We start from the raw sequence: 11,292 nt of genomic DNA on the forward strand, positions 1-11,292 counted from the left end.
TATACTGTGTAGTTTTCGTGAAAGCGACCCTGTTGTATCGGCGCAACCTGCTTTTTGCATGGCAGAATCGGCAAATAGCCCCTATTTGTCCGCTCGCCCCGACCGACGCGGGGAGCGAGAGTATCCCCGATGACGGCAGTGAATCGAAGAGCCTATTTCTACCTCTGCGTAACCACGTTTCTCTGGGGCGGCAATTCGGTCGCCGGCAAGCTCGCCATCGGCCATGTCAGCCCGATGATGCTGACGACACTGCGCTGGCTGATCGCCGTCGTCATCATCATCGCCTTCATGACCCCGCAGATAAGGCGCGACTGGGCGCAGATCAAAGCCCACTGGCTGCTCCTCTTCCTCTATGGCGCCGCCGGCTTCACCCTGTTCAACGCCCTGCTCTATACGGCTGTAGGCTATACCAGCGTCATCAATGTGGTGCTCGAGCAGGCCGGCATCCCGATGCTGATCTTCGTCATGAACTTTGCCCTGTTCCGCACCCCTGCCTCGCCGGCCCAACTCGTGGGGTTCGGCGTGACGCTGCTGGGCGTGCTGGTGACTTCGGCGCACGGCGACCTGACGTCGCTGCTGGAACTGGAGTTCAACTTCGGCGACACGCTGATGCTGATGGCCTGCCTCGTCTATGCGGTCTACACGGTCGCCCTGCGCTGGAAGCCGGTGATGCACTGGCAGAGCTTCATCGCCGCCCCGGCCCTCGGCGCGCTGATCAGCTCGCTGCCGCTCCTGTGGTGGGAGGCATCCGCCGGACGGGCGATCCTGCCCGATGCCACCGGCTGGGCCATCGTCCTCTATGCGGCGATCTTCCCGTCGCTGATGTCGCAGGTGCTGTGGGTGCGCGGCGTGGAACTGATCGGCCCGAACCGCGCCGGCCTCTTCATCAATGCCATCCCCGTCTTTGGCATGCTGCTGTCGATCGTGCTGGTCGGCGAGACCTTCCAGCCGTTCCACTTCGTCGCCATCGGCCTGGTCCTCAGCGGCATCGCGATCGCGGAATGGGGCCGGCCGAAACCGGTCTGAACGCCCTCGCCCGGGTCGTCTCGCGATCGATCTCACGAGCGGCCGGCGTCGGCCCGCTCCAGACTTGCCGGGATCGTCTCGGTCAGCCAGCGCTCCAGCGCAAGCGTATCCGGCCGTGTCGCGACGTGCGGCGAGATCCACAGCACCAGTCGTCGCGGCCCCTTGGCAAACCCGAAGGGCGCCACGAGCCTTCCCGAGGCGAGGTCGTCGAGGACCAGCATCTTGGGAACGACCGCAAAGCCCAGCCCGAATCCCGCCGCCTGGATCAGCAGGTAGAAGTGGTCGAAGCTGCTGCGGATCGGCGCCGCCTTCAGCGCGACGCCCGAGGCGGCGATCCAGTCCTGCCAGGCCTCCGGGCGCGTGTTGGTCGCAAGCAGCGCCGCCTCCGCCAGATCGGTCGGCGCGCCTATGGGATTGGCCGAAAAGTAGGCGGGCGAACAGACCGGGCCGATCCACTCGGCCGCAAGATCGCGCATCAGCGCGTCCGGCGGCGGGGCGATCGTGCTGCTGCGGATCGCCACGCTGATCTTGTCGCGCATGAAGTCGATCCGATCGTAGTTCATGTTGAACTGAAGCTCGATCTCCGGGTGAAGCTCGTGAAACTGCGAGATGTGCGGGATGATCCAGCGCATCATGATCGACGACGAGCAGGAAAGCGTCAGCGGCCGCGGCTTTACCCGCTCGATGCTGGTCTGGATCAGGCGGAACGCCGTGCCCAGCCCCTCGGCAAGCTGGATTCCCTCCGGCGTCGGGTCGGTCGACTTGGCGTTCCGGTTCAGCAGCAGCACGCCGAGCAGCGTCTCCAGCCCCTTGATATGCCGGCTCACCGCCCCGTGCGTGACGAAGAGCTCCTCGGCGGCAAGCGTCATGCTCCTGTGGCGTACGGTCGCCTCGAAGGCCTTCAGCGCCGTCAGGGACGGCAGGGGCTGGCTCACTGTTTCGCTCTCCAGGCTTCGCACAATGCTGTGATCTGAAGTCACAGCGCAGCGGACATTAAATCGATTGCGGAGTTTGTCCAGCGGCCAATATTATCAGCCGAGGAGCTGCCGGGCAGGTAGAACTGGGTGGAGCGCGCATTCTTCCGGACATTGCGAGGGGCGGCCAGAGTGAGTTTTAGACAACTCATCGGGGTGGTCTGCAACGGAAAATCCGATCTACCCGACTGCCTGTCCGTGCGGGCTCGGATTCCGTTTCATCTTCTCTGGCGGTGAACGGGGCATTGTAACAGCACAGGGGAGGACGCCTTGCACACAATCAATCCAGCCGCCCAGGCCGACCGGGTGGAGCAATCCGCCATCAGCAAGATCTCGTGGCGGCTCGTACCCTTCATCGCGCTGATGTTCTTCATCAATTTCCTCGACCGCACGGCGATCTCGTTTGCCGGTCCGAACGGGATGACGGAGGACCTCGGCCTGACGGCCGCCCAGTTCGGCTTTGCCGCCGGCATCTTCTTCTTCGGCTACATCGTGCTCGAGATTCCGAGCAACCTTGCCCTGCACAAGTTCGGCGCGCGTAAGTGGCTGGCCCGCATCATGGTGAGCTGGGGCATCGTCTCGCTGCTGTTCACCTGGGTGAGCAGTTCCACCGAGCTCTACATCCTGCGCTTCCTGCTCGGCATCGCCGAGGCCGGCTTCTTCCCCGGCGCCATCCTGTTCCTCAGCACGTGGGTCCCTTCGCGCCACCGCGCCAAGATCCTGGCACTGTTCTACCTCGCCCAGCCGCTGACCACCGTGATCGGCGCGCCGATCGCCTCGGCGCTCATCCAGGCGCATGGCGCCTTCGGCCTCGAAGGCTGGCGGATCATGTTCTTCGGCGTCTCCGTTCCGGCCATCATCGTCGGCATCGTCACATGGTTCTACCTGCCCGACAGGCCCAATGACGCCAAGTGGCTGAGCCAGGACGAGAAGGACTGGCTGAACGGCGAACTGGCCAAGGAAGACAAGGTCAAGGCTGGCGGGGGCCACGGCCGCATGACCGGCGCCGCATTGAAGGACGGCCGCGTCTGGCTGCTGTCGGCGATCTACTTCGGCCTGATCTACGGCCTCTATGCGCTCGCCTTCTTCCTGCCGACGATCATCGGTGGCTTCGAGGAGAAGTTCGGCACCAAATTCGACGTGTTCGACAAGGGCCTGATCACTGCGGTGCCATATCTGCCCGCGGCAATTGCGCTGTACTTCTGGAGCCGCGACGCGAGCAAGCGCGGCGTCCGGGTCTGGCACATCGGCATCCCGGCGCTGGTCGGCGCGCTCAGCATCCCGCTGGCGCTCTCGATGAATTCGCCCGAGGCGACGATCGCTGTCATCACCATCACGGCGTGCTCGATCTTCTCCGCACTGCCGAACTTCTGGTCGATCCCCGGCCGCTTCCTGTCGGGTGCGGGCGCTGCCGCCGGCATCGCGCTGATCAACACGATCGGCAACCTCGCCGGCTTCGCCGCCCCCTACATCACCGGCGCGGTCCGGGACGCGACGGGGCTGTTCGAACTGCCGATGTACATCGTCGGCGGCCTGATGTTCGTCTCGGCGATCCTCGCCTTCTCGATCGGCGGAAAGATCAAGGAACCGCTTCCGACGGCATGAAAATGCTAAATCTCCGCGCCGGCAGCCGCCGGCGCGGAGACACGCCCTGACCGGGCCTCGACCCCGCCTGCCAGACCGGCAGCCTGCCCCGCCCCGCCCGCGCCTGCCGATTTTTTCCCGTGCGGCAAAAGTCATTCTGCATCGCGCCGGCTGCCTTTGCGTCTCCTGCCACGCTATCCTGCGGCGAAACACAGGAGACAGCCATGACCAGCTACCGGGAAACGATCGCACTCAGCCACAAGGGCGCCATGGACCTGCTCACGGCAGCCGTCGCCCATGCCGAGAAGATCGGCGTGCCGCAGTGCATCTTCGTCATCGACGCCAGCGGCGAGACGATTGCCAGCCTCCGCATGGACGGCGCCAAATATCTCAGCATGCACACCGCCCGCGCGAAGGCCCGCACCGCAGCCTCGATCAACAACCCGACCGGCGCCATGCCGGTTGAATTCGGCGTGGCCGCCGGCATCGCCTCCCAGGGTGGCGTCACGCACCTTCCCGGGGGGCTGCCGATCCGCTTCGGCGGCAGGCTCGCCGGCGCGATCGGCGTCGGCTCCGGCACCGGCGACCAGGATTTCGAGGTCGGCCGCGCGGCATTGAAGGCGGTCGGCGCGGACGCGGTCTGACCGTACGCTGGAAGGGCTGGCGGTGTCCCAAGGCACCGCGCGGCGCTCTTCATCATCAGATCGGATCGACGCGCCAATCCTCAAGTCACAAGCAATAGCCCCTCACCCCAACCCTCTCCCCGCAAGCGGGGAGAGGGGGTTTGAAACGTCGCGGCAGGTGTCCTTCTCCCCGCCTGCGGGGAGAAGGTGCCGGCAGGCGGATGAGGGGCGATCGTGGACCAGAAGCCCCCCACCCCCCACAAGAAAGCCCGCCCCGGATCACTCCGGCGCGGGCCTCTTCACGCGTCCTGGGAGGAGACGAAATCAGTCGATGTTGAAGACCAGCGGTTTGGCCTGGCGGATCGCCGGGTTGGCGCGCAGCTTGTCGAGCACCTCGTCGGAGACCGGACCATCGACATAGAGCAGCGCGATCGCATCGCCCGCTTCCTTCTCGCGGCCGAGCTGGAAGTTGGCGATATTGACCTTCGCCTCGCCGAGCGTCATGCCGATGAAGCCGATCATGCCGGGAACGTCGGTATTGGTGATATAGACCATGTGGTTGCCGACGTCGGCGTCGAGGTTGATCCCCTTGATCTGGATGAACCGCGGCTTGCCATCGGAGAACACCGTGCCGGCGACCGAGCGGGTCTGGTTCTCGGTCTTGACCGTCAGCTTGATGTAGCCGTCGAACACGCCCGACTTGTCGCGCTTGACCTCGGAGAGGATGATGCCCTTTTCCTTGATCATGATCGGGGCCGAGACCATGTTGACGTCGGCCACCTGCGGGCGGATCAACCCGGCGAGCACGGCGCTCGTCAGCGCCTTGGTGTTCATCGTCGCCGTCTGGCCGTCATAGAGGATCTCGATCTCCTTGATCGCGCTCTCGGTGACCTGGCCGACGAAGGCACCGAGCACGTCGGCAAGCCGGATGAAGGGCTTCAGGATCGGTGCTTCCTCGGCGGTGATCGAGGGCATGTTGATGGCGTTGGAGACGGCACCCTTGACCAGGTAGTCCGACATCTGCTCGGCCACCTGCAGCGCGACGTTCTCTTGGGCTTCCGTGGTCGAGGCGCCGAGATGCGGCGTGCAGACGACGTTCGGCAGGCCGAACAGCGGGCTCTCGGTGGCGGGCTCGACCTCGAACACGTCGAAGCCGGCGCCAGCGACATGACCGGACTTGAGCGCGTCCGCCAGCGCCTTTTCGTCGACGAGGCCGCCGCGGGCGCAGTTGATGATACGCACGCCCTTCTTCGTCTTGGCGAGTGCTGCGGCATTGAGGATGCCGCGTGTCTTGTCGGTCATCGGCACGTGCAGGGTGATGAAGTCGGCCTGGGCCAGCAGCTCGTCGAGCTCGACCTTGGTCACGCCCATCTCCTCGGCGCGTTCCTTCGACAGGAACGGGTCATAGGCGAGCACGTGCATGCCGAGACCGATCGCCTTCTTGCAGACGATGCCGCCGATATTGCCGGCGCCGATGACGCCGAGCGTCTTGCCGGTGATCTCGACGCCCATGAACTTCGACTTCTCCCACTTGCCGGCCTGGGTGGAGGTGTCCGCGGCGGGCAGCTGGCGGGCGACGGCGAACATCAGCGCGATCGCGTGCTCGGCCGTCGTGATCGAGTTGCCGAACGGCGTGTTCATGACGATGATGCCGCGGCGCGAGGCGGCCGGGATGTCGACGTTATCGACGCCGATGCCGGCGCGGCCGATCACCTTGAGGTTGGCGGCAGCCGCGATCAGCTTCTCCGTCGCCTTGGTGGCGGAGCGGATGGCAAGGCCGTCATAGTTGCCGATGATCTCGGCGAGCTTTTCCTTGTCCTTGCCGAGTTGCGGCTGGAAATCGACTTCGACGCCGCGGTCGCGGAAGATCTGGACAGCGGTTTCCGACAGTTCGTCGGATACGAGTACGCGAGGTGCCATGATGGCCTCCTTGGAAGATCAAATCTGGAAGGGAATGCGAATTAACGGCCCCGCCCCTCGATGAGGCGAGGCAAGTCACGCAAAGATCAGGCCGCAGCCTTGGATAGCGTCGCCTTCTGGGTCTCGTAGGCCCAGGTCAGCCACGGCATCAGCGCCTGCATGTCGGCGGTGTCGATGGTGGCACCGGCCCAGATGCGAAGCCCGGACGGCGCGTCGCGGTAGGCGCCGATGTCATAGGCGACGCCTTCCTTCTCGAGGAGCGCCACGACCCCCTTGGCGAAAGCGGCCTGGGCGTCGGCATCGAGCGCCAGCACGTCCTGGTCGGCGATCGTCAGGCAGACCGAGGTGTTGGAGCGGGTTTCATCGACCTTGGCGAGGTTGGCGATCCAGCCGTTCTCCTCGACGAAATCGAAGATCACCTGGGCGTTGGCGTCGGCGCGCGCCATCAGGCCCTTCAGGCCGCCGACGGACTTGGCCCACAGAAGCGCGTCGATATAGTCCTCGACACAGAGCATCGACGGCGTGTTGATCGTCTCGCCGGTGAAGATGCCCTCGATCAGCTTGCCGCCCGAGGTCATGCGGAAGATCTTCGGCAGCGGCCAGGCCGGCTGGTAGGACAGGAGCCGTTCGACAGCGCGGGGGCTGAGGATGATGACGCCATGCGCGCCCTCGCCGCCCAGCACCTTCTGCCAGGAGAAGGTGACAACGTCGAGCTTGGCGAAGTCGAGGTTCTGTGCGAATGCGGCCGAGGTGGCATCGCAGATCGTCAGGCCCTTGCGGTCGGCGGGGATGAAATCGGCGTTCGGGACGCGCACGCCGGAGGTCGTGCCGTTCCAGGTGAAGACCACGTCGTGGTCGAAATCAATGGTGGAAAGGTCCGGAAGCTCGCCATAGGGAGCCTCGATCTTGCGGGCGTCCTTGAGCTTAAGCTGCTTGACCACGTCGGTGACCCAGCCGGCGCCGAAGCTTTCCCAGGCGACCATGTCGACCGGACGTTCGCCGAGCAGCGACCACAGCGCCATCTCGACGGCGCCGGTATCGGACGCGGGCACGATGCCGATGCGGTAGTCGGCCGGCACGTCCAGGATTTCGCGGGTGAGATCGATGGCCTGCTTGAGCTTGGCCTTGCCGACCTTGGCGCGGTGCGAGCGACCGAGCGAGGCATCGGAAAGCGCTTCGAGCGACCAACCGGGGCGCTTCGAGCAGGGGCCAGAAGAGAAATGGGTATTGTTCGGACGCACGTCCGGCGCGGTGACGGTCTTCGTCATGATGGCTATCCTTCCAGATAGAAAGCCCTTCGTTGGGGAAGGGTGTCCCGCCGCCGGAAATATGGGAGGAGCCGATTCAAGTCAAGCCGAATATGTCGCGTGGGGGAAAATTTCCGGCGCATCGGGGATGGTTGCGGAGCGGTTTGCACACGGCGTTCTGGCGAGCGAGTGGCTGGCGGTGATGGTCGCAACCACACTTCCCCGTCACACCGGCCCCCGAGCCGGGGTCCAGCAGCGCCGCGCCCGCGGCGCGGAAAGTGCTTTATCGCGCAAGGACTTGCGCAACTGGATGCCGGCTCAAGGCCGGCAAGACGGTGACACTGGCTTTGCGCCAAAGAAACAGGCGCGCGGCTTCAAGCCTCTTCCGCCGCTCCCTCCCTACCAGGTCGTGACGCGGATGCCGGCGCGGATCTCGTGGCGCTGGAAACCGTCGTCGCTGGCCTTGGTGCCGGAAGCGCCAAGCGCCTTTTCGGCGTCGCTGTAGCCGAACATCTTGCCGCCGTCGATGTCGGAGTAGCGGTAGCCCACGTCGAGCTTCACGCGGTTGGTCAGGTCATAGGACGCGCCGGCCATCAGCGCGTAGGTGAAGCGCCAGCTTTCCTCGCCGGGGCTGCGGACCGGATCGCCCTGCGCGGTGCTGCCGCAGACGCTGGCGCCGTCGACGCAGGTCGCGCGCGTCTTCAGGTCGTCCCACTGGACGTTCGTCGCGCCGACGCCGGCGCCGATATAGGGCGTGAAGCCCGCATAGGTGCCGAGGTCGACATAGCCGTTGGCCAGGACGCTGATGGCGTTGTAGCCGCTGTCATGGGTGAAATCGCAACCCGTCCCGGCGTTCTCGCCCGGGCAGGCCCGGCCGATCGACGAATCCGCATCGAAGCTCGAATTGAAGAAGTCGGTCGTAAGATCCGTGCGCAGGAAGTTGTTGAACTGGTAGCCCATGCCGAAGCCGTAGGAGAACGGCTTGGAGAAGCGGCTGTCGTCGAACCGCTCGCGGCTCTCGTCCGCCCCGCCCTCGCCGATGTAGTTGTAGTCGATGTCGCCGCCCTTGATCGAGGCGGCATAGCCGATGTCGCCGCGGATATACCAGCCCTGCGCGACCGCGACCGTCGACATGTCGACCTCCGGCGCTTCGACCACCGGGTAGATCTCGCCGCCGGCGAGCGCCGTGCCTGCCGAAAGGCCTGCGATGATGGCGGCACCGAGAATTGTCTTTCGCACGATCATGTCTCGCCCCCGAAACGACGGCCGCGATTGCGGCCGGTTAACTGAGGGCCAGTATTTCAGGGAGAGGTTAAGGGCCGGTTAAGTATGTTTGTTAACCACGTCCGCGCGCCGCTTCCGCCGGCTTCGAAAGCACGGGAAACGAAAAGCCGCCCGGCGGGATACCGGACGGCTTTTGATGGAAACAGGAGGGTGTCTTACTTGTAGACGATCGGCTCTGCCGGCGGGACGTAGGGCACTTCGCAGCTGTTGAAGCTGTAGCGCAGACCGACGCGGGCTTCGTGGACGAAGAAGCCGTCGTCCTCGCCCGGGCCGCCATTCAGCGCATAGCCGAACATGTCGCCGCCGGCGATCTGGCGGAAGCGGTAGCCGGCATCGGCCTTCCAGTTGCAGGTCAGGTCGACCGAGGCGCCGGCCATCAGCGCGTACGTGAAGCGCCAGCTGTCCTTGCCGCTGTGCGTGACGGTGTCGTCGCAATTGCTCGGATCGTCGACGGAGCACGAGGTGTTGCGCAGGTTGCCCCAGTTGACCCGGGTGGCACCGATACCGGCGCCGACATAGGGTGTCACGCCGTAGTAGGTGCCGAGGTCGACATAGGCGTTGGCGAGCAGGCTGAGCGCCGACCACGAGGCACGGTCGGAAGAGACGCAGTCGTCGGACACGCCGCAACTGCCGCTGGTCGATCCGTTGAAGTCGCCGTCGAAGAGATAGTCGAGCGTGACGTCGGTGCGGAAATAGTCGTTCCACTGGTAGCCGACGCCACCGCCGAGGACGACGCCGCCGTCGAGATCGGTATTGTCGAAGTCCGTCTTGGTGCCGTCGGGACCTCCCTGGTAGTAGCTGGCGCCGCGCATGTGGGTCCAGCCGTAGCCGACATCGCCGCGCAGGTACCAGCCGCCGGTCGACAGCGCGACCGCCTCCACAGGCATCGGCTGCACCGGTTCCGGTTGAAAGGCGTCCGCCGCAAAGGCCGATGAGCTCACCACCAGAGCTGCAACGGCGCTACCAAGATACTTCATCATGCCCCAACTCCATGGACCTGTGCTCGGCGCTGCGAAGGCCGCAGCACCGACGTTCATCGATTTGGGATGGATAATGGAGTGCAAAGGTTAAGTTGCAATTAACTACGACGCTTTACTCTGGTTGTTAACGTCCGGGTAAGTTTTGCGCCGGCAGTGCACGAAAAAGACCGCGGTGCATGGCATGAGATTTCACTCTCGCCATGCACCGCGGTCCGCCAGCATGCCCCATTTAAACTTGAAACGACCCGCCTCAGGCGGCGTTGCGAACCGAGCCGATGACCCCTACCAGCTCGTCGACGATCCGTTCGACCATCGCATGATCGTCGCCTTCCGCCATGACGCGGATCAGCGGCTCGGTGCCCGACGGCCGGATCAAGAGCCGCCCGCTCTTGGCGAGCGCGTTCTCGGCCTCCGCGATCGCCGCGATCACCTGCGTGTCCTCCAGCGGCTTGCCGCCCGAATAGCGCACGTTCTTCAGCACCTGCGGCACCGGCTCGAAGCGGTGGCAGATCTCGCTGACCGAACGCCCGCTGCGCTTGACGCAGGCGAGCACCTGCAGGGCCGCGACGAGGCCGTCGCCGGTGGTGCCGAAATCGGACAGCACGATATGGCCCGACTGTTCGCCGCCGACATTGAAATCGTGCTGGCGCATGTGCTCGACGACGTAGCGGTCGCCGACCTGGGTGCGTTCCAGCCCGAGCTTCTTGCTTTTCAGGAATCGCTCCAGCCCCAGGTTCGACATGACGGTAGCCACCAGTCCGCCGCCCTTCAGCATGCCGTCGGCCGCCCAGGTCTCGGCGATCACCGCCATCAGCTGATCGCCATCGACCAGCCTGCCGTTCTCGTCGACGATCTGCACCCGGTCGGCGTCGCCGTCGAGCGCGATGCCGATGTCAGCGCGAACCTCGTCGACCTTGCGCTTCAGCGCCTCGGGATGGGTCGAGCCGCATTCGAGGTTGATGTTGGTGCCGTTCGGTTCCGCACCGATCGTCACCACGTCCGCTCCGAGTTCCCACAGCGCCGCCGGCGCCACGCGATAGGCGGCACCGTTGGCACAGTCGACCACCACCCTCAGGCCATGCAGCGTCACGTCGCGCGGCAGTGTGCGCTTGGCATGCTCGATATAGCGGTCGTGCACGCCGTCGATGCGCTTGGCCCGGCCGATCTCGCCCGCCCTCGCCAGCTGCGGCACGATGTCGTCGTCCAGCATCGCCTCGATCTGCGCCTCGAGCTCATCGGAAAGCTTATAGCCGTCCGGCCCGAACAGCTTGATGCCGTTGTCCTGGAACGGATTGTGGGAGGCCGAGATCATCACGCCAATGTCGGCGCGCAGCGAGCGTGTCAGCATGGCCACGGCCGGGGTCGGGATCGGGCCGAGAACGAAGGCGTCCACGCCGGCCGCAGTGAAGCCGGCGACCATGGCGTTCTCCAGCATGTAACCGGAAAGCCGCGTGTCCTTGCCGATCACGACGCGGTTGCGATGCGTGCCGCGGCGGAAGATGGTGCCCACCGCGATGCCCACCCGCATGGCGAGGTCCGGCGTCATGGGGAAAACGTTGGACTGGCCTCTGATGCCATCAGTGCCGAAATAGCGACGCTTCATCTGCGCTCCTGAAATCGTTGGACCGGACTACGCGCCGCCGGACACCATCCC

General features: G+C 65.0%; 9 protein-coding genes. 3 read left to right on the top strand and 6 right to left on the bottom strand.

The genetic code is table 11. The features are described from left to right. The first annotated feature begins 138 nt into the window (after positions 1-138). Complete coding sequence (locus GGQ64_RS11990; protein ID WP_183805418.1) at positions 139-1,026, top strand: EamA family transporter; 888 nt, start codon at positions 139-141, stop codon at positions 1,024-1,026. Positions 1,027-1,058: 32 nt separating this feature from the next. On the opposite strand, the gene GGQ64_RS11995 is transcribed toward GGQ64_RS11990, so the two are convergent. Further along, a complete protein-coding gene (locus tag GGQ64_RS11995; protein ID WP_183804374.1) occupies positions 1,059-1,961 on the bottom strand; it encodes a LysR substrate-binding domain-containing protein in 903 nt (300 codons plus the stop codon). 309 nt (positions 1,962-2,270) lie between these two features. Here GGQ64_RS11995 and GGQ64_RS12000 point away from each other — a divergent pair, with 309 nt between their 5' ends. Next, a complete protein-coding gene (locus tag GGQ64_RS12000) occupies positions 2,271-3,605 on the top strand; it encodes an MFS transporter (protein ID WP_246422612.1) in 1,335 nt (444 codons plus the stop codon). A gap of 203 nt (positions 3,606-3,808) precedes the next feature. Then, positions 3,809-4,228, top strand: a complete 420-nt coding sequence (locus GGQ64_RS12005; RefSeq protein ID WP_183804377.1) for a GlcG/HbpS family heme-binding protein — start codon at positions 3,809-3,811, stop codon at positions 4,226-4,228. A gap of 303 nt (positions 4,229-4,531) precedes the next feature. Here GGQ64_RS12005 and serA read toward each other — a convergent pair whose 3' ends face one another. The 5 genes from serA to glmM all read right to left on the bottom strand — a co-directional run bounded on the left by serA (position 4,532) and on the right by glmM (position 11,241). Beyond that, positions 4,532-6,127: a phosphoglycerate dehydrogenase gene (gene serA, locus GGQ64_RS12010; RefSeq protein ID WP_183804380.1), complete on the bottom strand. Its 1,596-nt coding sequence runs from the start codon at positions 6,125-6,127 to the stop codon at positions 4,532-4,534. 86 nt (positions 6,128-6,213) lie between these two features. After that, positions 6,214-7,395 carry a phosphoserine transaminase gene (locus GGQ64_RS12015; RefSeq protein WP_183804383.1) on the bottom strand — a complete coding sequence of 394 codons (1,182 nt, stop codon included), beginning with the start codon at positions 7,393-7,395 and terminating at the stop codon, positions 6,214-6,216. A 378-nt stretch (positions 7,396-7,773) separates the two neighbouring features. After that, positions 7,774-8,619, bottom strand: coding sequence for an outer membrane protein (locus GGQ64_RS12020; protein WP_183804386.1), 846 nt, complete (start codon positions 8,617-8,619; stop codon positions 7,774-7,776). Positions 8,620-8,813: 194 nt separating this feature from the next. Beyond that, on the bottom strand, positions 8,814-9,638 hold the full coding sequence (locus tag GGQ64_RS12025; protein WP_183804389.1) for an outer membrane protein: 825 nt from the start codon (positions 9,636-9,638) through the stop codon (positions 8,814-8,816). A gap of 250 nt (positions 9,639-9,888) precedes the next feature. Beyond that, on the bottom strand, positions 9,889-11,241 hold the full coding sequence (gene glmM / locus GGQ64_RS12030) for a phosphoglucosamine mutase (RefSeq protein ID WP_183804393.1): 1,353 nt from the start codon (positions 11,239-11,241) through the stop codon (positions 9,889-9,891). Positions 11,242-11,292: the final 51 nt, after the last annotated feature.

Origin of the sequence: Mycoplana azooxidifex (assembly GCF_014196765.1) — a bacterium.
Taxonomy (GTDB): Bacteria; Pseudomonadota; Alphaproteobacteria; order Rhizobiales; family Rhizobiaceae; genus Mycoplana; species Mycoplana azooxidifex.

What these genes read in the sequence shown, in the direction of transcription:
- GGQ64_RS12005 (WP_183804377.1), top strand. Translation starts at nt 3,809, where the DNA reads ATGACCAGCTACCGGGAAACGATCGCACTCAGCCACAAGGGCGCCATG.
- serA (WP_183804380.1), bottom strand. Translation starts at nt 6,127, where the DNA reads ATGGCACCTCGCGTACTCGTATCCGACGAACTGTCGGAAACCGCTGTC.
- GGQ64_RS12015 (WP_183804383.1), bottom strand. Translation starts at nt 7,395, where the DNA reads ATGACGAAGACCGTCACCGCGCCGGACGTGCGTCCGAACAATACCCAT.
- GGQ64_RS12020 (WP_183804386.1), bottom strand. Translation starts at nt 8,619, where the DNA reads ATGATCGTGCGAAAGACAATTCTCGGTGCCGCCATCATCGCAGGCCTT.
- GGQ64_RS12025 (WP_183804389.1), bottom strand. Translation starts at nt 9,638, where the DNA reads ATGATGAAGTATCTTGGTAGCGCCGTTGCAGCTCTGGTGGTGAGCTCA.
- glmM (WP_183804393.1), bottom strand. Translation starts at nt 11,241, where the DNA reads ATGAAGCGTCGCTATTTCGGCACTGATGGCATCAGAGGCCAGTCCAAC.